Source organism: Aquimarina sp. AD10, from assembly GCF_003443715.1.
Taxonomy (GTDB): Bacteria; Bacteroidota; Bacteroidia; order Flavobacteriales; family Flavobacteriaceae; genus Aquimarina; species Aquimarina aggregata.
This window is the reverse complement of sequence record NZ_CP031965.1, coordinates 409,010-435,225: the sequence shown is the minus strand read 5'-3', so window position 1 is coordinate 435,225 and position 26,216 is coordinate 409,010. Positions and strand designations below refer to the sequence as shown.

The window sequence follows — 26,216 nt, the reverse complement described above, 5'->3', positions numbered from 1 at the left end:
TATTTTTTTAATTAGATTCTTCTGATAATGCCATTTCTTTTTTGATAATCTTTGGTGGTGTTTCTTCTTTTACCACAATCATTTTTTGCTGAAACAACGATTTAGGTTTAAAAATTCCTAGAAGTGAAGGAAACAATACTAAAGAACCAAAGGCCACTGTTATCATAGTTAATGATATCAACCATCCAAAATATTGTATGGGTAAAAATCCAGAGAAAATAAATACGATAAATCCAAGAATATTGGATACTACATCATAAATTATTGCTTTCCCAGAAGTTAGAATAGTTGTCTCGGTTGCCTTTTCTAAATTTCCGTTTGTAATCATCATTTCTTCTTTAAATCGCAATAAATAATGAATTGCAAAATCGATACCTATACCTATTCCTATTGCAGTTATAATAGCTGTACCAGTTTCTAATCGAATACCTAAAAAGCCCATAAAACCAAAAGTTAAAATACTAGATACTGTTAATGGAACAATACTTAGTAACCCAAGAGATATTGATCTTAATACGATAACACAAAACACTAAAACAATTAAAATGGCTAAGAAAATATTTTGAATTTTACCATTAACGATGTAGCGTATTTGAGCCAACCAGAACATTACTTCTCCTCCAAACTCAATATTTGCTTCTCCTTTAAAATTCTCATTAACATAGGTTTCAAACTTCTTATACAACGCTATATGTTCTTCTTGCTCTGATGTGGTCAAGAAAAGTTTGACTTTGGCTCTTTGATAATCATAATCTATAAGATCTCCAAAATCTCCTGGATCTCCTGAAATGGAGTACAGTAATAAGTACTGGGCGATCGTATTTTTTGAGTCTGGAATGGTATTAAACTTAGGATCTGCATCGTTCATTTGTAGATTCATTCGCTTAATAATATCCGAAAACGAACTACTATAACCAATCCCTGGTTGAGACTCTGCAAATTTTTGAAAATTCGCTATCTTTTTTAAAAATGTTGGATCTTTAATCATATCAGCTTCTTTAGCTTCTATCATTATGTCCATAGTACGAACTCCTCCTAGTTTGTCATTAAATTTATTGAACGTAGAACGTAAAACATGTTCTTTTGGAAAATACTTTATAAAATCGTTACCTACTCTAATTTTGCTAATCCCAATACCCGAAATAACAAATAGTAGTAATGTACAGATCAAAATTCTCACCCTATATTTTAAGGATACGGCGGCTACCCACAATAAAAATTTATTAAGAAGTACCTCTCTATTTTTTGTACTCTTCTTCTCTCCTTTTTTCTTTGACAATGCAAGTATTGCAGGAATAAATAAAATAGATACTAGTAACGTAGAGATTATACCCAATGAAGTAATAATTCCAAATTCTTGTATAGAGGTGACTTTAAAAATTATTAGAGTAGCAGATCCTATTGCCGAGGTTATCCCTGTCATTAATACTGCTGGTCCTATTTTTTTTACCGTTTCTCTGGCTGCTACTTTTCTGTTCTCACTAGTTAAGATTTCTTCATAATATCGATGAAGAACATGAATACCATAAGAACTTGATATAGCAATCATAAGCATTGGTAATACCGAAGATACAACTGTTATAGGAAAACCAATATGCCCCATTAAACCCATTGTCCAAATTATACTTAAAACAACAACGACAAATGGCAGTATTACGCCTTTTGCAGAGCGAAACGAAATGAAATACCCAATAAGTACTAATAAAAGCCCTAAGGGTAAAAGAAGGTTTACATCATCTTGAATACCCGTATCAATTTCATGAGAATTTATAGGTGCACCGGCAAGATAAAATTTCTCTTGTCCTTCATGCTTTTTAATAATTTCAGAAATTTCATTATAAACTACAGTTTGATCATAATCCTCGTCAAGATTAGCTATTATAGATGTAAAAGTAGCATCTTCGGACACTAAGCGACCAATAACCAGTTCGTTAGAAAAAACTTCTTTTTTAAGTTCTAGAATTTCTTCTTTGGTCGCCGGAACTTCTTCCATTAATGGCCCTACATCTAGCCCCCAATCTTTACCTTGTATGTTATTAATTGTCGATAAACTTGTGATTTCATCTCCAATAACACCTTGTACAGTTTCTATTTCCTGAGAGATATTAATGATTTTACTAAGTGTTTCTTTGTTAAAGATATTTTCGGTTTCTATACCAACTATTAAAACATCTTTTTTTCCAAATACTTCTTCCAGATAATCATTTGTTTTTACAATTGGATCATCTTCTGGTAGTTCTGAGTCCTGATTATTCTTAGTTTCAAGTTTTGTAACTCCGGTTCCTAAGAGTACAGTAGTGACCAAAAGTCCAATAAGGACAATCCATGGTCTCTTATAAATAATATTAGCTATGAGTTTCATTTTAAAAAATAAAATTAGTTAGGGGTTATGATTCTTATACACTCATCATACTTTGAGAAATCAGTTTATTAAGATTTGTTCCATCTTTTTTCATGACTTTCTCTGTTGCTTTTTTAATGATTAGTAATGGTATGATACCAAAATACTTTCCTGGATCCATTTCGAAATACCATTCAAATTTTGTTGCATTGCCGTTTTTTATAGATTCAAATCTTTGTTCTCCTTTCATAGGAAAAACTCCTTCAGTACTTGTATACTTTCTTAGATGATATGCTTCTGTTGTGATTTGCATAACAAAAGTTTCTTTTCTACCTAAAAAATCATATAGTAGTTTTAATTGATCATTTGCTAATTGTTCGACTTGTTTCACAGAAGAAACCCAATCGACTTCATTTCCTGAGTCATTTACAAATTCATAAACATCCTTGATGTTATGATCTAAATAAAATGTTTGCTTAATAGATATCATGATTTTGTGTTTTGTTATTTATTTTGATACTGTTATCAATGCTTATTTTATTGGTGTTTTTTAAATAAAAAGCTCATCAGAAAGCGTAAAATGATATTAATTAGTATTGCTTGAATTAGCCAAAAAGTTATGATTATTACTTTCTGACGAGCTATTGTTTTTTTTATTTAGTTATTACCATTTATAGTAATACCGCTGTTTCAACTTCTTTATACTCTGCCAGTACCTTTTGAAGCGTTCCTGCTAGTACAATTGCATTTGGATTATACATCATAGTATTATGATTACCTGGTACATCGTAAACCTTAAGATCTTTAACTTCGCAACGATCCCACCCTAGGTTAATACCTATTTGTTCTATAAGTGGTTCATGTACTGCTCTTAATAAATTTATCCGTCCGTTGTATGGTTTCGCTTCGTATAGTGATAATGCGGTTCCGTTAGAGATATACACATCAAGATATCGTCTCATTTGATCTTGATTAATATCATCTGTTACGATATGTTCATTTTTTGCGCGGGATAGCACAAGTTCAAACATTTTATCTACAGATTCACATTCTCTTAACTCTTCTGGAGGTATCGTAAGTGTTTTACCATATGGTAATGCAAGATCTCTTGCAAACCATGATAAAAGAATAGCATCATCAAACTCTTCTGCATCATCATACAATGGAGATCGTGTATCTAATAAGTTTAGTGTCCCAATCTGGTCTCCTTGTTCTTTTAACTGATGTGCAATTTCTGTAGCGATTAATCCTCCAAAACAATACCCAACTAAATGGTAGGGTCCTTCTTCCTGAACCGATTTAATGTTATCAATATAATCCGTTGCAATATCTTCTACTGTAATATGAGGTGTACCATCTTCGTATAAATAAGGCACTTGTAAACCATAAATTTCATATTCATCTTTAATAGATTCTACCATTGGTGAATAACAAAAAACGTTACCTCCTATTGGGTGAATACAAAATACTGGGTGTTTATCTGATTTTCCTTTTTGTAACCGTACAAGAGGTGAACCTTTGGCGATCTCTTTCTTTTCACGGATTATTTCACCTAATTTTTCGATTGTTGGGTATTGAAACAAAACAGAAATTGCAAAACTATCACCAAATAATAGTTTAATATCACTCATTATGCTCACGGCTAACATTGAATGTCCTCCTAGTTGAAAAAAATCATCTTTCACACCGATTGGTGAAATTTTAAGAGTTTTTTCCCAAATCTTCTGTAATTCTAATTCAACTACATCTCGTGGTAAGATCAATTCAACATCATCTCTTTTAATTTTGGGCATAGGAAGTTTTCTGTAATCTATTTTTCCATTAATAGTAAGTGCAAATGATTCCATTTCCATAAAAATCGATGGTATCATGTAATCCGGTAATCTGTTTACTAAATAATTTCTCAAGGCCTTATCAGTAACTTCTTTCTCTTCTTCTATGCTGTAGTAAGCTACAATTCGTATATCATTATCATTTATATTTTTTGTTGTTACTACTGCATTTTTAATACTAGGATGTGCTGTTAATAATGTTTGGATTTCACCAAGTTCAATTCTGAAGCCTCGAATTTTTACTTGAGTATCTGCTCTTCCTATATACTTTAAATCTCCATTTTTATAAAGTTGTGCCAAATCTCCACTTTTATACAATCGTGCATTCGCATCAGTACTATAAGGGTCTTTTATAAACCTTTCTGCGGTGAGCTCTTCTCTATTTAGATATTTTACAGCTAATCCTTCTCCCCCAACATAAATCTCTCCTGTAACTCCGTAAGGTACTGGGTTTAATTCACCATCTAATAAATGAATTTTCATATCAGTAATTGGCTGTCCTACCATACTTTTTGGTGATAATAGGTCTTCTTTTACTATTTCTCTATATGTTGTATGTACAGTAGTTTCTGTAATACCGTACATATTTATAAGCTTAGGGGATTGATCCCCGTGTCTTTCTACCCATGGCTTTAAGGCAGGTATATCTAAAGCTTCTCCCCCAAAAACAACATATGACAGTGATAAATCTTTTGGTGCTGCCAAAGATACTTCATACTCTATAAGTTGTTTAAATGCCGAAGGTGTTTGACTTAATACGGTTACTTTTTTATCTACAAGTAGATCATAAAACAACTCTGGTGTTCTGCTTACTTCATAAGAAACAACAGCTAGTTTACCGCCATATAATAGTGCTCCCCATATTTCCCAAACACTAACATCAAAAGCATAGGTATGAAACAAAGTCCATACATCGTTCTCACTAAATTTATACCAATGATCCGTAGCAGTAAAGAGACGTAATACATTATGGTGTGTATTTAATACTCCTTTTGGTTTTCCTGTAGAACCAGATGTATAAATTACATATGCTAATTCATCTTTTCCTGTAACCAGATCTAAATTTTCATCTGAATTGGTTTCTATTAATGGCCAATCCATGTCTAAATCAACTATTTCAATTTGATCATCTACTATTGCTATTTTTTCTTTTCCTTGCGTTATTATTATAGGAGTCTTAGCATCATCAATAATTAGTTCTAATCGTTCTTTTGGGTTTTTAGGGTCTAATGGAACGTATGCTCCGCCAGATTTTAAAATCCCCATTATTCCTACAAGTACTTCGATAGATCTATCCACGCAAAGTCCTATTAATGTCCCTTTTTTAGCTCCCAGGCTTTTTAAATGATGAGCAAGAGCATTTGCTTTTTTATTTAATTCATCATAGGTCATTTCGGTATTGTCATACACTGCGGCAATGGCATTTGGGTTTTTAACAACCATTGCTTCAAATCCTTGATGTAACGTATTAAACTTAGGAAACTCTTGTGGTTTTTCCTGCCAAATATTTAGGATCTCTTCTTGTTCGGCATCCTGTAATATTGGGAGTTTAGCTATAGATAATTCTGGATTTTTCACTATCGATCGTAGTAGGTTTTTAAAATGTTGGATTACCTGAACCACAGTTTCACTAGATAATAAATCTGTATTATATTTAAATAATCCATGTAATTCTCCATCGACTTCATTCCCCATTTCAAGACTTATCTCAAACTGTCCTTCTTGTTGATCAACATCAAACAACTCTATATCTAATAACGAATCTTGACTTGTTCCTAAAGATGCCATAACATCATCTAAAACAGGTAATCTCTCCCAAGCAAATGCGGTCTGAATTAATGGAGATCTTGCAGGATCTCTATCCGGAAGTAGTTCCTTTACAAGTTCTGAAAAAGGATATTCCTGATGTTTCATCCCATCGATTACATCTTTACGAATATCTTTTACAAAATCAGAAAAGTTTCTAGATGTATCTAAAGAAGATCTTAATACAATGGTGTTTACAAAATTACCTATGATATTTCTTGTTTCTTTTTTACCTCTACCAGCAACAGGAACTCCTATTAAAATATCTTCTTGATTTGTGTAGCGCTGTAAAAGAATTCTGTACGCTCCTAATAACAACATGTAAAGCGTTACACTTTCTTGTTTAGCCAACTCTACAAGCTCATTGCTTAATTCTTGGTCTAAAGAAAATCGTTCTACTTTGCCATTATAAGTTAATAATTTTGGCCTCACTTTGTCTATTGGAAAGTCTAATACCGGCAATTCTCCCGATAATTTTTCTTTCCAATAGGTTAATAAACTATCTCCTTTTTCAGAAAACAAGAGTGCTTTTTGATCATTTACATGGTTTCTGAAATTAGCTGTTATTGGTTTTAATTGTGGAGTCTCATTAGTCTTAAATGCCGTATACACTAATCTTAGCTCATTAAGTAATATAGCCAATCCCCATAGATCAATAGCGATATGATGTGCCGTTACCACCAATATATGCTGTTGATCATTTTTTTGATATAAATTTGCTCTAATTAACCTATCTGTACTAAGATTAAATGGTTTTTTTGTATCCTTATCAATACATTTTACTATTTCTTCTATTTCAGACACATCTGTATTTAACTGAATATCAAATCCTTTAACAATATTTTTTTCAAAATTTTGATACGGTTTACCTTCAATTGTTTCAAATGTTGTGTTTAAAACATCATGACGTTCAATTAAAAAATTAAATGTACGTTCAAGAGTTTGAATATCTAGATGTCCTTCTATTTCCCCACCAAAAACGACATTATAAGCCGAAATATCTGGGTCTAGTTGTTGTAAAAACCACAACCCTTCTTGTTCTTTGGATAGTGGATATGATTGAGATGTATTTTGATCTATGTTAAAATCGGTTTTCATTATTTTTTAGTTTTAAGAATATGGTAAGCCTTAAGAATAAAAAAGAAAATATATACTAGTTGTTTTGGTTACTTTCTTAAATTCTTAATAATTGGTTATGGTGTTTCTTATTAAATTTTATCTTTAAGAAACGACATAATTGCATCTATTGTTGGATAATCCCATAGTGTAGTAGAAGGTAATTCTATATTAAGTTTTTCTTCTATATCTCCAGAAATCATAATAGCACTCATAGAGTCTAAACCATATAGCACCAGTTCTTCATGAACAGAAATCTTTTCACTATCCATACTTAAATGTTCTGCCACTTTATTGATTAACCAATTTTCCATTTCAATTATAGAAGTATTTTTTGCCCCCACTTCTATAGTTTCAGTTTTTTCTGACATTTTTTTTGTTTTTAATTAATTTGAAAGTTGAAAAGGTGTTATAGAAAATAACTTACCTTCTTGATGTAATTCTAATAAATGTTTTGCTGTGTTTTCTAGATATTCTTTATCTAGTTCTTTCTTATAAATTGTAAAAGAGTCCAGAGTTCTCTGTAAAGCAAGGACCAGCCATTCACCTTTTGCAAAATATGGTCCTAATTCTTCTTGATTATATATCCACATAAATACTGAGGTAGCCGCTGTATGCAATTGACAATAATCCTGAGCAAGATCAAAATATTCGGTTTCAAGATTGTGTCCTGATTCTACTACAGGTAATTTATCTACTTTATTCTCAAGATCCATTAAATTACTAATAAGATCTATTGTTAAGTTAAGGATTTCGGATAATGTCTTAGGAGAAACATTACTTTTTCCTTTTAAGTTTCCTAATTTAGAAAGCGCAAACTCTATACCTTGTAGTACTATATTATTTCCTTTGCTAAAAAGGTCTAGTTTATCAAAATTGATATTGCTAACATCTTTATTTAGAGAGAAAATCTTTTCTAATTTCTCTTCTAAATCTATACCTCTACTTTTTGCTCTCTTTTTTGCTAAAAATTTAAGTTGAAGTGATAAAGAATGCTTGTTAATAATTGTACTACCATCAAATAAGCTAATAATAGAGTTGTCTCTCATCATTTTTTGAAAAACGCCATAGTCATGATCATCCCTAAAGTAAAATCTTGACCCTAAAATAACAGATAATTCTTGTATACTTTGTTCTACTTTTTGTGGTATATAATTTTTTACAATTGCTGACCACACGCTAAATTGAGAAGTTATTTCATGTAACCCTCTTGAGGAAGCAATAGCTAGACAATCACAACTTAAAATATCAATAAATGATTTGGCTAATGTATGTCTTGAATGTTGTATATCAAAAACAGTTTTTCCGTATAATTGTCTTTTTAAGACAAAATTCAGTGTAGTTCTTAATGCCGTATCAGCTGCACCAAGAGATAAACCGGCACAAAGAGTTCTTGTTATTTGAAATCCTTTTAATGTTATTTCAAGACCTGCACCTTCTTTACCAACAAGTGCATTTTTTGGTAGTACTGCATTCTCGAATACAATACCACTTATATCACATCCTTTAATGCCAAGTGTATTGATCTTTGGACGATACGAAAAGGTATCAGGTGTTAGTTTTTCTTTATCTACCATTAAAATAGATAAGCTTCTTGAATCTTTCTTATCATTAGTTTTTGCTAAAACACATAAGATATCGGTCAATGTAGCTTTATTAATTGGCCATTTTTCTCCTGTCAAATGATACACTTCATCATCTGACTGCACTGCATATACTCCATTCGAATTAAGATCACTTCCATGAGATCTTTCTGTTACTGCAAGGCAAGCAGATCTACTATTTCTTATCGCTTCGGCTAACTCTTCTTTTTGTTCTTCTGATCCAGCAATCCAAACTGGCAGTGATCCTAAGAGCGTATGCGCATCGGTAATCGAAATAGATAAGTCTCTTCTAGAAATCATTCTTGTAAGAAATAATAACTCTTCGAAAGATTTTAGTTTTCCACCAAATTCTTCGGGAATATAATATTCATTATATCTCCACTTATGTAATTCTTTAATTTCTTGATGAGGAAATATTTCATTTTCATCAAGTTCGGCTGATTTTTTAAATGAAATTGCTGATGATTCATCAAAAGGGCTCTCTAGAAATTGTTCCAACTCTTCTACAATAGCAAGTCTATCAAAAATTATTGATTTTTGTATTTTAATTATATCTACAGACATATTCTTTCTTAATTTAGTTAGATAATCAATCAAACATTCATCAATACATTAACCGGGTATCATTTATGAATACCTATTTTGTCAATGTTTATGAAGTTTAAAAATAAATCGAATTAATCTTACGTATTTGGTACGATTAATTAGTTATTAGCATACTAAAGTTGCTTTTACGGGCTGTAAGTTATTTTTTAAATACATATCTTTTGAAGCCAATCTTTGTAATTTTCCACTGGTAGTTTTAGGAAACGAAGATGGCTCTATTAATACAACATCTTTTACCTGTACTTGGTATTCTTTAGACACTGCCATACATATCGCATTTGTAACTTCGTCTACATCAACTTTTCTTCTAAATTCTCGCTTCACTTCTTGCACAACAATAAGCGCTTCTCCATCTTCATTTTCTATTGCAAAAGCAGAGCCACATCCTGGTCTTAATGATTCATGAGTTTTTTGTACTGTATGTTCTATATCTTGAGGGTAATAATTTTTACCTCGAATAATTATCAAATCTTTATGTCTTCCTGAAATATATAAATTTTCATCTATCATAAACCCAAGATCTCCAGTTCTAAAAAATGGTCCTTCACCAGTATCTTTTACAAACGCATGAAACATTTCTTCTGTTAAATCTTCTTTTCCCCAATATCCTACAGCTACACTTGGGCTTTTAATCCAGATTTCCCCAATAGTTAAATCATCAGATAATGTTAGCGTTTCAGGATCTACTATTCTTATTTCATGACCATCTTCTTTGGTACCGCATGACACAAAAGATAAGCTTTCATCATTATTATCTTTATCAAGAACTTTTACTATTTGATCTTTTAAAACCTCTTTGTCTACACTAATAATTTTTGGATTTACTTGTGTTTTTCCTGAAGAAACTAATAGTGTTGCTTCTGCAAGACCATATACTGGAAAAAATGACTCTGGTTTAAAATTAGATGCCTTAAACTTTTCATTAAAATCAATTAATGTATTTTCTCTCACCGGTTCTGCTCCACTAAAAGCCACTTTCCAGTTACTTAAATCTAATAACTCTAATTTATCATCGGTTATTTTTCTTGTACATAATTGGTATGCAAAATCTGGAGCTCCACTTATAACACCTCCTTTTTCTTTTCTTTTAGATATTTCTTCTAACCATATAAAAGGATTTTTAAGAAATGTCATCGGTGCCATAGATGTTAATCCAATACCGCTATATAGCGGTTGCAATATACCTCCTATTAATCCCATATCATGATAAGGAGGTAACCAACTTACCATATATGTATCTGGATAAAACCCAAACGATTCTCGAGCTACCTCTAAATTATCAAGAAGATTTTCATTGTTTAAAATAACTCCTTTAGGGTTTCCAGTCGAACCAGATGTATACTGTAAAAAAACAATATCATTTGGGGTTAATTCATTTGTATCATATGCTATTGTACTAGAAGAATCTATTAAATCGGTGGCTATCCAACCTATGTTATTTAAACAGTCCATTCCTTCTTTTCTGTTGTCATTAGAAATGTTTTTTCCAACCAGTGAATTTACATATTCTATAACAGGAGATGTACTTAACGCATATTTTGCTTCAGAATCCTTAATAATCATTAACAATCTTTCTGTATTTCTGCTATCTGGCGGATAAGCTGGTACAGGAATTACACCTGCATAAAGACATCCAAAAAAAGTACTTATATATTCTAGTCCAGGAGGATAAAGTAAAAGAGCTCTATCTCCAAAACTTAATTTTTGTTTAAGTTGCTTTGCTATAGCTTTTGCCCTATTTGACAATTCACCATACGTGATTTCTTCTTTCTTGTCTTTTGATTGTAAAAAAGTAATAGCTACTTTGTTCGCTTCGATTTCACCCCTACAGTACAAGATCTCTGCGATTGATTTAAAATTTTTTGTTTCCATTTAAAAGGTTTTAAGAGTATTAATTTTCTTTAATAAATCGACCTTCTCATATTATAAGAATATATTCCTGTTTATTCTAATGAACTCATTTATACCCCAAGTATAAATTGTTTTCAATACAAAAAGATCAACTATCATTTTTTAATTACGAGATAAAATTAAATATTATTTAAGTCATAACTATTTCATTGCATTTCACTAGGCTACTTAAAAATGCTCTAATTGATTGTTATTACATAGGTTCACATAAATTATACTTTAAAATAAAATAATATATTTCTGTTTTAAAACTCTAGAATTAGCCAACTATTTAACTAATAAGTAAGATCACAAAAAGTGATTTAATTATTAATTATTGACATTATTCCAGCGTTTCTCTATTTTTCAAAACTAAACAGGTTTAGCTTTAAAAATTTAAATAAATTTACTTTTATGACGACTATATATGAGGGGATATTTGTACTTTATTACACTGCAAATATGAATAATTAAAATTTAACGAAATGCAACTGGGCTTTTAAATAAACGTTAAATAAACATAATTGATTTATTATATCTTTTAAATTATAAATTCGAAATTTTCATGAGGAATATTTGAATTTAAATTTATGTATATAGTTACGTATTACAAAAAACACAAACTGTACTTACATCATTTTAAAGATAATAGTGTTATTAAAGACTATTATTTGGGGGCTCAAAAATAGATAATATTGATAAATTCTAGACATAACTAAGGTCTACAATAAGTAGACTTGAGATAATAAATTGTTAAAAAAGGTAAACAGTAGGTAGACAACTAATAAATAACACACTGAAATCAAGTTATTTGAAATTATTAGTGTTTTTTTAATTCTTTAGTATGTAGTATTTCTAATTCTAATTTATTTATCTGCTTTTTTAGCAATTTTAATGAATTCTTATCTCTGTTCTTAATAAGTGAATTAACAGCTGATAATATTTTACCCTTAATCAAATTAAGTCTACTGTCTTGATCTAAGAATAATGTATCGACACCATTGACCAATTCATATGAAGATGAAGTATCGATTTTATCAAATTCGGAAATGCTTTTTTTCCTTTCTAAATCTTCTTTAGTGATTTTAATTTTGTGTCTTAAATCTGATTCATTAACAATAATCCAATCGTCAACAGATTGGGCTTGTAATAATACCGCTAGGTCAGATTTTTTCATTCTGATCTCACCCATTAATATTTGTAGTTTAAGTTTAGGGTTTGTATCCCCTATTAAATTAAGGGCCATGGTATATTTTTCATCGCGTTTAATTGTACTTTCGCTAACATTAAATTCTTTAGACAATAATTTTGAAGTCGAAAGTTCAATTTGACCCTTTGATTCTACATTTGCATATCCTCCTCTACTTTTTTTGGTAAAACAATATTTTAAGCCTCTATAATAACTTAACTGATCTGGGTTAAGGTTTCTTCTACCAAGTTGATTATTAAGCATCCAAAATTTGACATCTTCAATGCTAGAAAAAATCATTTTTTTAGTCTTATACTTAATATTATGGTCGGTACAAATTTGATACCTGTTATGCCCATCGATAAGAATAAGGTCATCATCTTTTTCCCATACCAACAAAGCTTCTCTACATCCTTCAGAAATTATACTTTCACTCAATAAATGATATTCTTCTTTGGATAAGGGAACAATATGTTCTTTTAATTCTTGTATAATCCTTATTTTTTTCATGGTAATAGACTAACTGTTTTTAGGGGTTTTCAAATATACGAAATTCATCATGTACAAAATACACTTCTATTTGATCCAAAACAAAAAAAGACATTTCTAATGCCAAGAGTATGAAGCTAAAAATATTTTAGAAAAGAGAATGATGTTTAGAATTATTCATAAAACAAAATTCATAAATACAAGTAAAAAACAATATTATTGAAATAAAAAACAGTCCATTCATTTATGTAACTAATAGAAATGAATGGACTGTTTGCTATATTTTACCTAATATACGGTAAAGCACTACAGTTTAAATACCTGCAATATTCTTTAACGTAGTAATAGTTTCTGCTGCAAGTTGATCTGCTTTTTCTTGACTCAATGCTTCAGTATAAATTCTAATGATAGGTTCTGTATTACTCTTACGCAAGTGTACCCAACAATCAGAGAAATCTACTTTAACTCCGTCAACAGTAGAAACTTCTTCTGTCTTATTTTTGTCATGAAACTCTTCTAAAATTGCATCTACATCTAATCCAGGTGTAAGTTGCACTTTATTTTTACTCATGAAATAAGATGGATAACTATTTCTTAATTCACTTACCGTACACTTTTTCTCTGCCAAATGTGTTAAAAATAATGCGACTCCTACGAGAGAGTCTCTTCCGTAATGGGATTCTGGATAAATAATCCCTCCATTACCTTCTCCTCCTATGATCGCTTTATTTGCTTTCATTTTTTCTACTACATTTACTTCTCCAACGGCACTTGCTTCATAAACTCCATTATGTTTTTGAGTGACATCTCTTAATGCCCTGCTCGAAGATAAGTTAGAAACAGTATTTCCTGGAGTTTTTCCTAGTACAAAATCAGCACAAGCTACTAAAGTATATTCTTCTCCAAACATCTCACCATCTTCACTCATAAATGCTAATCTGTCTACATCTGGATCTACTGTTAAACCGAAATCTGCTTTTTCTTTTACCACTAGTTCAGACAAATCAGTAAGATGTTCCTTTAGGGGCTCTGGGTTATGCGGAAAATGACCTGTTGGGTCGCAATACAATTCAACTACGTCAACCCCCATTTTTTTAAGTAATTTAGGGATTGCGATTCCCCCTGTAGAATTAACTGCATCTACAACTACTTTAAAACCTGCATTTTTAACAACATCTACATCGACAAGAGATAAGTTTAAAACTTCATCTACGTGTTTGTCTATATAGGTATCGTTTATAGTAATACTTCCCAAGTCATCAACTTCAGCAAATGTATATGCATCGTTTTCTGCTATTTCAAGGATTTTCTTTCCATTCTCTGCATTCAAAAACTCTCCTTTATTATTCAAAAGTTTCAAAGCATTCCATTGTTTTGGATTGTGACTAGCGGTAAGAATAATTCCTCCATCGGCTTTTTCTAAAGTAACTGCAACTTCTACCGTTGGCGTTGTAGAAAGTCCAAGATCAATTACATTTATCCCCAACCCAATTAGGCTATTCATAACTAATTGTTGTACCATCGAACCAGAAATTCGGGCATCTCTACCAACTACTACAGTAGGATGGTCACTATTTGTATCTGTTTTTAACCAACTACCATAAGCGGAAGCAAATTTAACCGTATCTATAGGTGTTAAATTTTCACCTACAGATCCTCCAATTGTACCTCTAATTCCTGAAATTGATTTTATTAATGTCATATATATCTTCCTTGATTTGTTTCAATTTTAAACAAATGTACAAGATACAATGAACCGGTACAATTTAATGTACTATAAAATCTTGAAAAGAAAGAGGTTCTTTTTTAAGCTTTTACATCGCTTGTAATGTATTTCTTACTACTTCAATATTGCCTCTATCTGCAACGGTAACATAAAACAATTTAAAATCATTACTAAACGTAATATTTGTTGGTTTTTTTCCTTTAAGTCTAAATTCTTTTAGTAAATCTCCTTCTTTAGATAATACGACAACAGTACCTTTTTCATAACGACATATATAAAGATTTCCTGTTTCATCACATCTCATTCCGTCTAAACCATACTTATTAAATGAAAAGAATAATTTTTTATTTGATAACCTACCTCTTTCATTTATATCGTAAACCCATACTTTTCTTTGAACAGATTCATTCACATAAAGTTTTTCTCCATCTGGACTCATTGCTATTCCATTAGTTGTGCCCATATTTCCTTCGAGCAATTCGAATCCTTTTTCTTTAGTTACTTTCCAAAGATTCCCTGTATTATTAGACCAATTAGGATCACTGGCATAAATAACATTATTGTTTCCTATTGCTATATCGTTGGGTTGATTAGCACTAGAATCATGTGCAAAAACGTCTATTACTTTCGTTTTCATATCAACCTTTAATACATTGTGATTTTTGTAATCTGCGATATACATGTCTCCTTTACTTCCAAATCGTATTCCGTTTCCTATACTTCCGTTAGGGAGTTCTAAAAAAATAGAAGTTATTCCGTTTGGTGTTACTTTTCCTATAGTTCCTTCCGTATCAAAATTAACGGCATAAATATTTCCTGAATCATCTGTAGCTGGTCCTTCAATTCCACTCGTAAATGTTCCCTCATCTGTAAAGTCCGAACTTTCATTAATTACGGTACATGAATACAAAAAGGGGCATACCATAAAAACCAACAACATATATTTTACAACAATAACATTTACAGCTACTTGAAGTAAATATACAACACGACAATATCTAATTTTTGTCATGCTAGCGTGTAAATAAGAATTATGTTTCATACATTTTTCAGTTATCCTCTCAAAAATAGAATCTTAAACCACGAAAAACATTTTTTTTATATCAATGACTGTAATAGAACTATAAACAGCAATAAAGTAGAATGTATAATTAAAAAAACTCGTATTTTAACACAATGAATTTTTTAGCCCATATCTATCTTTCTGGTGATGATCCAGAACTTAAAATAGGCAATTTTATAGCCGATTCTGTAAAAGGAAAAAAGTATCTAGACTATCCTGAACGCATTAGTCAAGGCATCATATTACATCGTAAAATCGACTTTTATACAGATACAAATGCTATTGTACGACAAAGTGTATCAAGGTTATTCCCAAAATACGGTCACTACAGTTCTGTAATTGTTGATATCCTTTATGATCATTTTTTGGCTGCAAATTGGAGTGAGTATTCTAATATTCCGCTTAAAGAATATACTTTAGGTTTTTATAAGCTATTAGAAGAAAACTATGATATTTTACCTAAACGAATTCAAAATTTTCTTCCCTATATGATCCAAGATAATTGGTTGCTTAGTTATGCAACAGTTTCGGGAATTGGAGATGTATTGGCTGGCATGAATAGAAGGACAAAAAATAAATCTAAGATGCATCTAGCTGTTGTAGAACTCGAAAGTTATTATGAGGACTTTAATTCAGAATTTCATTCTTTTTTTAAGCAGCTTGAACACTACACCAAAGACGAAATGTCAAAACTTTAATTCTCTATACAAATGAAATATACAGTCTATTTCTTACTTACTATTTTACTCTTTATTTCTTGTAAAAAAACTCCTGAAAAAGCACTTTCTACCTACACACCATTACGTGGTAATATCACACAGAAAGCTATGGTAGTATCTGCACGAGAAGAAGCTTCTAAGATTGGGACCGAGATTATGAAAAAAGGAGGCAATGCTTTTGATGCCATGGTTGCAACAGAAATGGCACTTGCGGTTGCATACCCCTTTGCTGGTAGCCTAGGTGGTGGTGGTTTTATGGTGTATCGCAAAGCAGATGGAGAAACTGGAGCATTAGATTACAGAGAAAAAGCACCTCTAGCAGCTACAAAAGACATGTATCTGGATGAAAATGGTGAAGTTGTTTCTGAAAAAAGTCAGGTAGGCGCTTTAGCCATTGGTGTACCCGGAACAATTGCCGGAATTTTTGCGGTGCACAAAAAATTTGGAACATTACCTATAGAAGAAATTTTAACCCCAGTAGTTGCATTAGCAAACCGTGGTTTCGTTATCACCGAAAAGCAAAAACTACGTTTTGATCATTTTAAAGACCTTTTTATTGAAGTAAATAAAGATACTATACTGTTTGCGAATTCCTTTAATACAGGAGATACTTTAAAAAATAAACAACTCGCTATTACTTTAGAACGCATTATTAAAAATGGTGCATCTGAGTTTTATACAGGTGAAACTGGAAAAAAACTTGTAAATCGAGTACAGGAATATGGTGGGATTATCACCATGGAAGATTTAGCTAAATATGAAGCAAAATGGCGAGAACCAGTACGTTTTACGTATAAAGACCTTTCTATTATATCTATGTCACCTCCTTCTAGCGGAGGAGTTTGTCTCGCCCAAATCATGAAAATGATAGAACCGTATGATCTCTCCAAATACGGGCATAACCAAACAAAAACTATTCAGGTAATTACAGAAGCCGAACGCAGAGCTTATGCAGATCGTAGTTTTTATCTTGGTGATCCCGATTTTACAAAAATACCAATAGATACATTAATAGGAGAACCATATTTACAAGAACGAATGGCAGATTTTAGCTTTGAAAAAGCAACATTATCTTCTGCTATAAATTGCGGTATGATTCCTGGATATGAAAGCGATGAAACGACTCACTACTCTATTGTCGATCAATTTGGAAACGCTATCTCGGTTACTATAACACTTAACGGAGCTTATGGCTCAAAATTATATGCCCCAGAAATAGGAACCTTTCTAAATAATGAAATGGATGACTTTAGTGCTAAACCTGGAGTTCCTAATATGTTTGGATTAATTGGTGCCGAAGCCAATGCTATAGCACCCGAAAAAAGAATGCTTAGCTCTATGACACCTACTATTGTTGAAAAAGAAGGAAAATTTTGGATGTCTGTAGGAACTCCAGGTGGTTCAACTATCATCACTTCTGTTTTACAAACCATACTTAATGTAAAAGAATTTGGTATGACGATGCAAGATGCCGTAAATGCACCTAGATTTCATCATCAATGGCTGCCAGATGTAGTTGTTTTTGAACCCAACTTATTTGATACTGCTATTCTGGACAGTTTAAGGCAAAAAGGATACAAAATTGATGAAGAAACCTCTAAAATTATTGGTAAGGTTGATGGCATTCTTGTATTACCCGATGGCACCCTAGAAGGAGGTGCAGATAGACGTGGTGATGATACAGCTGTTGGATTTTAAGATGATGAGTTTTATTTCTGAGTTAATATTAAAATTTGAAAATAATGCAGATGCGGATACAGCTTTTGCTATGGAAAAATATTTGAAAAATATTTTCAAATTATATGGAGTAAAAGCTCCTATCAGAAAAGCAATTTTGAAAGAAACTATTACTAGTTTTAAAGCTGAACTAACAAGAAAAAAAGTTATTGAGATAACAGAGATACTATACCAAAAACCCCAACGAGAATTACATTATTGCGCTATAGAACTTATAGATCGTTTTCTTAAAAAGAAGTATGAAGTAACAGATATAGACTTTATTCAAAAATTAATCATAACAAACTCTTGGTGGGATTCTGTTGATTTTATTGCAAAACATATTTTAGGGAATTATCTTCTTCAGTTTCCAAATCAGGTCGCTATTGTAACTTCTCAATTTTCTTCTTCAAAGAATATGTGGTTAAACAGAAGTGCCATTTTATTTCAGCTTGGGTATAAGGAAAAGACTGATTCAAAATTGTTGTTTTCTCTATGTGATAACCACAAATATTCTAATGAATTTTTTATTAAAAAAGCAATTGGATGGGCACTACGGGAATATTCAAAAGTAAATTCTGAAGAGGTTCTTCAGTTCGTTTCGACTGCGGGACTTAAACCTTTATCAAATAAAGAAGCTTTAAAGAGGATTAAGTAAATAAAAAAATGCGCAGTAATACTGCGCATTTTTTTATCTATATGTTGTAAATGTTACTTTACTTCTTCAAAGTCAACATCTTCTACATCACTACCTTCAGAACCACCGCCTGTTTGGTCTGCACCTGCATCAGGTCCTGGTTGTCCATTTTGTTGTGCTTCAGCCTGTGCTTTATACATTTCTTCACTAGCAGCTTTCCAAGCTTCATTGATCTTATCAAGTGCTGGTTGTATAATAGCAAGATCCTTAGTTTCATAAGCTTTCTTTAATTCTTCTAAAGCTTCTTCAACAGGTTTCTTATTATCTTCAGAAATTTTATCGCCAAACTCTGTCAACTGCTTTTCTGTCTGGAAAATCATTCCATCAGCTTCATTCAACTTGTCTGCAGTTTCTTTTGCCGCTTTATCCGCTTCAGCATTAGCCTCTGCTTCTTGCTTCATTTTCTCTATTTCTTCTTCTGTTAATCCTGAAGAAGCTTCGATACGAATATCTTGAGACTTATTAGTTGCTTTATCTGTAGCAGATACTTTAATGATACCATTTGCATCAATATCAAAAGTAACTTCGATCTGTGGCGTACCTCTTTGCGCTGGTGGAATACCATCTAAGTGGAAACGACCAATTGTTTTATTATCTGCCGCCATAGGACGTTCTCCTTGTAATACATGGATTTCAACTGATGGCTGATTATCTGCTGCTGTAGAGAATACCTGTGATTTCTTAGTAGGGATAGTTGTGTTAGCTTCAATAAGCTTTGTCATTACATTACCCATAGTCTCTATTCCTAAAGAAAGAGGCGTAACATCTAATAACAATACATCTTTAACATCTCCTGTCAGTACTCCTCCTTGTATTGCTGCTCCTACTGCTACTACTTCATCTGGATTCACCCCTTTACTTGGTGCTTTTCCAAAGAATTTTTCTACAGCTTCTTGTACAGCAGGTATACGAGTAGACCCTCCTACTAAAATAATTTCGTCTATATCACTAGTTGATAATCCAGCTGCTTTAAGAGCTGTACGACATGGTTCTACAGTACGTTTTACTAAATCATCAATTAATTGATCAAATTTAGCTTTTGATAAAGTTCTTACCAAGTGTTTAGGTCCGCTAGCTGTAGCAGTAACATATGGTAAATTAATTTCAGTTTGTGCAGAAGATGATAATTCTATTTTAGCTTTTTCTGCAGCTTCTTTAAGACGTTGTAAGGCCATTGGATCTTTACGTAAGTCCATGTTTTCATCTGCCTTAAATTCTTCTGCTAACCAATCTATAATTTTTTGATCTACATCATCACCTCCTAAGTGTGTATCACCGTCTGTTGATAATACTTCAAATACACCGTCTCCTAATTCTAGGATAGATACATCATGAGTACCTCCACCAAAATCAAATACTACGATTTTTTGATCAGTACCTTTTTTATCTAGACCATATGCCAATGCTGCGGCAGTAGGTTCATTGATTATACGTTCTACTTTAAGTCCTGCAATTTCTCCTGCTTCTTTAGTCGCTTGACGTTGAGCATCATTAAAGTATGCTGGTACAGTAATTACTGCTCTAGATACATCTTGTCCAAGATAATCTTCTGCTGTTTTCTTCATTTTCTGAAGTGTCATAGCAGATAATTCTTGTGGTGTATATAGACGACCATCAATATCAACACGAGGTGTATCGTTATCTCCTTTTACAACTTTGTAAGCAGCTCTTTCTGCTTCTTTAGCTGATTCAGAAAATTTATTTCCCATAAATCTCTTTATAGAAGAGATAGTCTTAGTTGGATTCGTAACCGCCTGACGCTTTGCAGGATCTCCTACTTTAATTTCTCCACCTTCTACAAAAGCAATTACTGAAGGAGTTGTTCTTTTACCTTCGGCATTAGGGATTACTACAGGCTCATTACCTTCCATTACAGAAACACAAGAGTTGGTTGTCCCTAAGTCTATTCCTATTATTTTACTCATCTTTTATAATAAATTGTTATACTACTGTTCATAATAATTTAATTCTCTTAAGTCAATGATTATGCCATTGCTTTTTATATGACAGGATGTCATTATGATTTCTTTAACCATTCTAAAAACAATGATACTAATGCTCTTTAAAATACTTTCTAAGTATTTCACAAAAAGTAAGTTTCTTTATTATCAAAAAACTATATTTAACCCATAAATTTATTGACTAATTACGAATTATGGAATGTATCAGTATTTTTGATATGCTCAAAATAGGAGTTGGCCCCTCTAGTTCACATACTTTAGGCCCTTGGCGAGCCGGTCGAAGATGGATCGCCGAACTAAAAAGCAACAACACCTTTACATCTGTTGATACAATTTCAGTTGATCTCTATGGTTCATTATCTCTTACGGGCAAGGGACATGCCACTGATATTGCAGTTATTTTAGGATTATGTGGTTATGATCCGCAAACTATAGATGTATCCCAAATTAGTTCGATAATCGATACCATCAAGAATTCAAAACAACTTCTATTTAATAATGAGTTAGCGGTTTCTTTTGATCCTGAGTCTCAAATCAATTTTAATTCAAAATTTAAAGAATTTCATCCTAACGGAATGACATTTCATGCTATATTAAATGATGGTCAGCAAATTTCATCTTCATACTACTCTATTGGAGGCGGTTTTGTAGTAAAAGAGGAACGAAAAAGAAAAGAAAAAAAACTAGAAGCTTTTGAATGTTTTCCTCTTCCTATTCAAAAAGCCACCGATTTATTAGAATATTGTACTGCCAAAAACAAAAAAATATCAGAAATAGTTCTTGAAAATGAACGTTCTTTAAGAAGTGATTCTGAAATTGATGAAAGAATAACAAAAATCTGGGATGTTATGCTTTCATCTATGTATACAGGTTGTCATACAGAGGGAACATTGCCTGGGGGTCTTAATGTAAGACGTAGAGCATTTGACACTCATAAGAAACTTATAGGTACCACTACATATACCAACCCAACAGAATGGATAGAATCTATTCGTGACACCGAAGTGAAATTTCGTCAGATTTTAAAATGGGTTTCTTGTTTTGCTCTGGCTGTAAACGAAGTAAATGCATCATTAGGAAGAGTTGTAACAGCTCCAACTAATGGCAGTGCAGGTGTTATTCCGGCAGTAATGATGTATTATATGGTTATCGAAAATCACGATGCTAATTTTGACGATGTAAAACAATTTATGTTAGTTGCCGGAGAGATTGGTAGTTTGTTTAAAAAAGGTGCCACAATATCTGCCGCGATGGGTGGTTGTCAAGCTGAAATTGGTGTTTCTTCTGCAATGGCAGCAGGAGCATTAACAGAACTAATGGGGGGAACTCCTGAACAAGTTCTTATGGCTAGTGAAATAGCAATGGAGCATCATTTAGGCTTAACCTGCGATCCAATTGGCGGTCTAGTACAAATACCTTGTATAGAACGTAATGCTATGGGAGCAATTAAAGCTATAAACGCCTGCGAAATGGCACTGGATACCGATGCTGCAAATGCCAAAGTACCTTTAGATAAAGTTATTGCTACTATGTGGGAAACTGCTCTGGATATGAATACAAAGTACAAAGAAACAAGCGAAGGTGGTCTCGCCGTTAAAGTAAGTTTAAGTGATTGTTAAACAACATTCACGTTTAGTCATATTTATATTCAAACAACAATTTAACGTCAAATTATTTACAGCCTTCTTTATTTCTAGTATCGGCAATAGCAATTATTTTCCAAGAATTTCCATCATTAAATAATTGAAAAACATTAACTCCGCAATGACTAAATTTATCATTTACATAAAATTCATACGGTGTCCAGGCATTAGCAATACCACTATCGGTATCTATTTTAAAAAGTAATAATCGTTCATCCCAACGCTGATCAGCAGGTCGATTATGTATTACATCAAGAAACTTTTTTACATCTGTTTGTACTGTTCTTAATTTACCTTCTTTGTTTTTTGCTATAGTTTGCATAGCAATATTATGATCTATAGTTTTTTTTATTTTGGATGTATCACCTTCATGAAAACCTTCAAAAAAGTTCAAAATAGTTTGCTTTACCTCTTCTTTATATCGTGATACTTCATCTTTTGAACCATCTTTTTGGGCATTAACACTAAATGAACATAAAAAAATACATACTGCAGATATACATAGCTTATACATAATATTGTTTTTTGATTTTATCAAAAATAAGGTTTTCATATTATCATTTTTTATTTCTTTAAAATAAAAAAGCATCAAAAATGGTATACACTTGTTACGATATTGGTAAATGATTACTTTTACATCTCAAAAAATTATTTCAAATGTCTACAGCAAAAAAAGATTACAAACGCGTTACCGTAAAGTCCCTTGTGGAAATGAAAGCTAATGGAGAAAAAATATCCATGCTCACAGCTTATGATTATACAATGGCTAAGATTGTAGATGGTGCAGGCGTTGATGTAATTCTTGTTGGGGATTCTGCATCTAATGTAATGGCTGGTCATGAAACTACTTTACCAATTACTTTAGATCAAATGATTTATCATGCTTCTTCTGTTATTAGAGCGATTCACAGAGCTCTAATCGTTGTTGATTTACCTTTTGGTAGTTATCAAAGTGATCCAAAAGAAGCACTTCGATCTGCGATACGAATTATGAAAGAATCAGGTGGACATGCAGTAAAATTAGAAGGTGGTAAAGAAATTAAAGAATCTATAAAAAGAATTCTTAATGCAGGTATCCCAGTTATGGGACATCTAGGTCTTACTCCGCAATCTATATATAAGTTTGGTACATATACAGTAAGAGCAAAAGAAGAAGCAGAAGCTCAAAAACTAAAAGAAGATGCCTTAATGCTAGAGAAAGCAGGATGTTTTGCTATAGTATTAGAGAAAGTCCCTGCCAAATTGGCTAAAGAAGTTGCAGAAAGCTTAACTATTCCAATTATAGGAATTGGTGCTGGAAACGGTGTTGACGGACAAGTATTGGTAACTCATGACATGCTAGGAATGACACACGAATTTAATCCACGTTTTTTAAGACGCTACCTCGATTTGTATACCGAAATGACTAATGCATTTAAACAATATGTTACAGATGTAAAGGCTGTTGATTTTCCTAATGATAGTGAGCAGTATTAAAAAAATATATGGGTTTATATTCTAAATTTACTGATAAAGAATTACAAACTACTTTATCAAGACATACCAAATTGTCTTTTATTGCTAAAAAAGAACTTAAAAAAGAGTTTTTAAGTCGAACTATTAACGATATAGAACACCCGTCTTTATTTGATAATTTAGTAAGGGATATTGATCTTGAACAAAAAGAAATACGAGATTTTAAGTATTTAGGAAACCTAGGACTTACAATTCGACAATCTGGTGATACAGTTTTTGAAATCCAAAGATCTTTAAAAGGGTTACTTGTTGATATTTTGGCCATCATTGTTGGTCTTATTTTTTTTATTATCGGTATCATAGGTCTAGGTAACATTTCTTATCTTTTTATTGGCGAAGAAAAGCTCAACTTATTTTCTTTTTTTATGGGTATTCTTTTAATAACGATTGGGTTATCCGGAATAAAAATGATTATTAATGGTCTTAGTAGATTTATCGAGTATCTTGGGTTTGAATTTAAAGTGAATAACGCCACTTTTTATTTTAAAAAGCCCTTTGATATCGGTAAAAAAACTATCGAAGGTGATGTGTCTTCACTTACTATTGAAAAATCAGATCACCAAATTCAACTCATGTTTAATGATATTGTTATTATTAAAATTAACGCCCCAAATACTGTAAATACAAATACATTAGAATGGATTTTGAAACATACACAAAAGCCATTAAATGATAACATATTAGAGGAATCTTAAAATGTCTAAAATTATCTCGACTAAAGCTAACCTTCAAGTCCTTTATGAAGACAATCATATTATTGTTGTAAATAAAAGACCTGGAGATATTGTACAAGGGGACAAAACAGGAGATAAACCTTTAAGCGATGTTGTTAAAGAATATATTGCCGAAAAATATAATAAACCTGGCGCCGTTTATCTTGGCGTAGTTCATAGATTAGACCGCCCCACTAGTGGAATAGTATTGTTTGCAAGAACTAGTAAAGCCTTACCTAGATTAAATAAATTGTTTGCTGATAAAGAAGCAAAAAAGACATATTGGGCAATTGTAAAAAACCAACCTCCTAAAGACAAAGACACTCTAGTACATTGGCTAAAACGCAATCCAAAACAAAATAAATCATACGCTCATAAAAATGAAGTTTCTGATAGTAAGAAGGCTATACTAGACTATAAACTATTGAAAAAACTAGAGCGTTACTTTTTACTTGAAATCGCACTTCATACAGGAAGACATCATCAAATACGATCACAACTCTCTACTATTGGGTCTTTTATAAAAGGAGATTTAAAATATGGAGCACAACGCAGTAATAAAGATGGTAGTATACATCTACATGCCAGAGAACTTAAACTTATACATCCTGTAAAAAAAGAACCTATTCACATTATAGCGCCCCCTCCTACTGATCCTATTTGGAAAGCTTGTATTTAATAAAAAGAATTTAGCATTTCTTAAAGGTATAAAATGAGCTTCTCGTTTTATCTGTATGCCCGTACACTTTCTATGACCACCGAAGTTAAAATCAAAACTCCACCAATTATAGTTGAAATTTCAGGTATTTCGCCTAAAAAAATCATACCAATAATAATACCGTATATTGGTTGTATGCTACTTATAATACTTGCTGTAGTGATTGAAAACTTTTTAAAACTACCCAAAAACAATGTGTGACCGATTGCCGTGGTTAATAACGCTAGCATCAAAGTAGGGAACCATTGTGAAGTGATACCAGAACTATCCATAAAAAATATAAACGGCAAAAGAATAGTACTCACTACTACCAATTGATACCACATTAGTACAGAACCGTTATAACTACTTACTTTTGTTTTCATAATAAGATTACGAAGTGAATAACATACCGCAGAAATTATTCCTAAAACAACTGCTTTTGTATATGTATTACTAAAATCTAAGTCAGGTACTAAAAAGTATATTCCTATTAATACTAAAAGAGTTAATAGTATATGTATTTTTTGAAATTTTGTTTTCAATAAAATAGGTTCTAGCAAAGCTGTAATTACTGGATACGTAAAAATTGACAACATACCTATTGCAACATTAGACAACTTCAAGGCATAAAAATATGTAATCCAATGCAATCCCATTAGGATACCACTTAATATAATTGTGGCCCTATCCTTACTCCCTATCTGAAACGAATTTTTTTTCCATTTACAAAAAGCAAAAAGTAATGCTCCTGCAAAAATTGCTCTAAAACCTATAATTACAGGTACAGGCATATCTATGTACCTTCCTAACGCTCCCGAAGTACTGATAAGGAGCATTGCTATATTTAACTCTAAAATATTCTTAAGGTGGTGATTATTCTTTGGCAATGG

At 32.0% G+C, this 26,216-nt stretch carries 19 protein-coding genes; 7 read left to right on the top strand and 12 right to left on the bottom strand.

Going from position 1 to position 26,216, the window contains the following annotated elements; all coding sequences use genetic code 11:
- Positions 1-7: 7 nt before the first annotated feature.
- The 9 genes from D1816_RS01535 to D1816_RS01495 all read right to left on the bottom strand — a co-directional run bounded on the left by D1816_RS01535 (position 8) and on the right by D1816_RS01495 (position 15,611).
- Positions 8-2,362: an RND family transporter gene (locus D1816_RS01535; RefSeq protein WP_118500913.1), complete on the bottom strand. Its 2,355-nt coding sequence runs from the start codon at positions 2,360-2,362 to the stop codon at positions 8-10.
- A 34-nt stretch (positions 2,363-2,396) separates the two neighbouring features.
- Complete coding sequence (locus D1816_RS01530) at positions 2,397-2,831, bottom strand: SRPBCC family protein (RefSeq protein WP_066311710.1); 435 nt, start codon at positions 2,829-2,831, stop codon at positions 2,397-2,399.
- A gap of 181 nt (positions 2,832-3,012) precedes the next feature.
- Positions 3,013-7,077 carry a non-ribosomal peptide synthetase gene (locus D1816_RS01525; RefSeq protein ID WP_118500912.1) on the bottom strand — a complete coding sequence of 1,355 codons (4,065 nt, stop codon included), beginning with the start codon at positions 7,075-7,077 and terminating at the stop codon, positions 3,013-3,015.
- 110 nt (positions 7,078-7,187) lie between these two features.
- Positions 7,188-7,466: an acyl carrier protein gene (locus D1816_RS01520; protein ID WP_066311718.1), complete on the bottom strand. Its 279-nt coding sequence runs from the start codon at positions 7,464-7,466 to the stop codon at positions 7,188-7,190.
- Positions 7,467-7,481: 15 nt separating this feature from the next.
- Complete coding sequence (locus D1816_RS01515; protein ID WP_118500911.1) at positions 7,482-9,263, bottom strand: acyl-CoA dehydrogenase family protein; 1,782 nt, start codon at positions 9,261-9,263, stop codon at positions 7,482-7,484.
- A gap of 147 nt (positions 9,264-9,410) precedes the next feature.
- Entirely contained in the window at positions 9,411-11,177 is a 1,767-nt protein-coding gene (locus D1816_RS01510) for a fatty acyl-AMP ligase (protein ID WP_066311721.1), read from the bottom strand.
- An 838-nt stretch (positions 11,178-12,015) separates the two neighbouring features.
- The gene (locus D1816_RS01505) at positions 12,016-12,894 is read right to left on the bottom strand and encodes a hypothetical protein (protein WP_066311723.1); all 879 of its coding nucleotides are present in this window, start codon (positions 12,892-12,894) and stop codon (positions 12,016-12,018) included.
- A 292-nt stretch (positions 12,895-13,186) separates the two neighbouring features.
- On the bottom strand, positions 13,187-14,575 hold the full coding sequence (glmM, locus tag D1816_RS01500; RefSeq protein WP_118500910.1) for a phosphoglucosamine mutase: 1,389 nt from the start codon (positions 14,573-14,575) through the stop codon (positions 13,187-13,189).
- 112 nt (positions 14,576-14,687) lie between these two features.
- Entirely contained in the window at positions 14,688-15,611 is a 924-nt protein-coding gene (locus D1816_RS01495) for an SMP-30/gluconolactonase/LRE family protein (protein ID WP_233565311.1), read from the bottom strand.
- 164 nt (positions 15,612-15,775) lie between these two features.
- Between D1816_RS01495 and D1816_RS01490 the strand changes: the two genes are divergently transcribed.
- From D1816_RS01490 to D1816_RS01480, 3 genes are read left to right on the top strand one after another with little or no spacing between them, the layout of a single operon-like run.
- The gene (locus D1816_RS01490) at positions 15,776-16,360 is read left to right on the top strand and encodes an ACP phosphodiesterase (RefSeq protein ID WP_118500909.1); all 585 of its coding nucleotides are present in this window, start codon (positions 15,776-15,778) and stop codon (positions 16,358-16,360) included.
- A gap of 12 nt (positions 16,361-16,372) precedes the next feature.
- A complete protein-coding gene (ggt, locus tag D1816_RS01485; protein WP_118500908.1) occupies positions 16,373-18,079 on the top strand; it encodes a gamma-glutamyltransferase in 1,707 nt (568 codons plus the stop codon).
- Positions 18,057-18,755, top strand: a complete 699-nt coding sequence (locus D1816_RS01480; protein WP_118500907.1) for a DNA alkylation repair protein — start codon at positions 18,057-18,059, stop codon at positions 18,753-18,755. The genes ggt and D1816_RS01480 overlap by 23 nt, the downstream gene beginning before the upstream one ends.
- Positions 18,756-18,808: 53 nt before the next feature.
- On the opposite strand, the gene dnaK is transcribed toward D1816_RS01480, so the two are convergent.
- Positions 18,809-20,719, bottom strand: coding sequence for a molecular chaperone DnaK (gene dnaK / locus D1816_RS01475; RefSeq protein ID WP_118500906.1), 1,911 nt, complete (start codon positions 20,717-20,719; stop codon positions 18,809-18,811).
- Positions 20,720-20,949: 230 nt separating this feature from the next.
- Here dnaK and D1816_RS01470 point away from each other — a divergent pair, with 230 nt between their 5' ends.
- Complete coding sequence (locus D1816_RS01470) at positions 20,950-22,374, top strand: L-serine ammonia-lyase (RefSeq protein ID WP_118500905.1); 1,425 nt, start codon at positions 20,950-20,952, stop codon at positions 22,372-22,374.
- 52 nt (positions 22,375-22,426) lie between these two features.
- Here D1816_RS01470 and D1816_RS01465 read toward each other — a convergent pair whose 3' ends face one another.
- The gene (locus tag D1816_RS01465; RefSeq protein WP_158597788.1) at positions 22,427-22,951 is read right to left on the bottom strand and encodes a nuclear transport factor 2 family protein; all 525 of its coding nucleotides are present in this window, start codon (positions 22,949-22,951) and stop codon (positions 22,427-22,429) included.
- A 104-nt stretch (positions 22,952-23,055) separates the two neighbouring features.
- Here D1816_RS01465 and panB point away from each other — a divergent pair, with 104 nt between their 5' ends.
- From panB to D1816_RS01450, 3 genes are read left to right on the top strand one after another with little or no spacing between them, the layout of a single operon-like run.
- Positions 23,056-23,874: a 3-methyl-2-oxobutanoate hydroxymethyltransferase gene (panB, locus tag D1816_RS01460; protein ID WP_066311743.1), complete on the top strand. Its 819-nt coding sequence runs from the start codon at positions 23,056-23,058 to the stop codon at positions 23,872-23,874.
- An 8-nt stretch (positions 23,875-23,882) separates the two neighbouring features.
- On the top strand, positions 23,883-24,608 hold the full coding sequence (locus tag D1816_RS01455; protein ID WP_118500903.1) for a hypothetical protein: 726 nt from the start codon (positions 23,883-23,885) through the stop codon (positions 24,606-24,608).
- Between the two features lies 1 nt (position 24,609).
- Positions 24,610-25,305 (top strand): RluA family pseudouridine synthase, encoded by a 696-nt coding sequence (locus D1816_RS01450; RefSeq protein ID WP_118500902.1) that lies wholly within the window; start codon positions 24,610-24,612, stop codon positions 25,303-25,305.
- 47 nt (positions 25,306-25,352) lie between these two features.
- Here the strand turns inward: D1816_RS01450 and D1816_RS01445 are convergent, their stop codons facing one another.
- Entirely contained in the window at positions 25,353-26,213 is an 861-nt protein-coding gene (locus D1816_RS01445; protein WP_232517357.1) for a DMT family transporter, read from the bottom strand.
- Between the last annotated feature and the right edge of the window lie 3 nt (positions 26,214-26,216).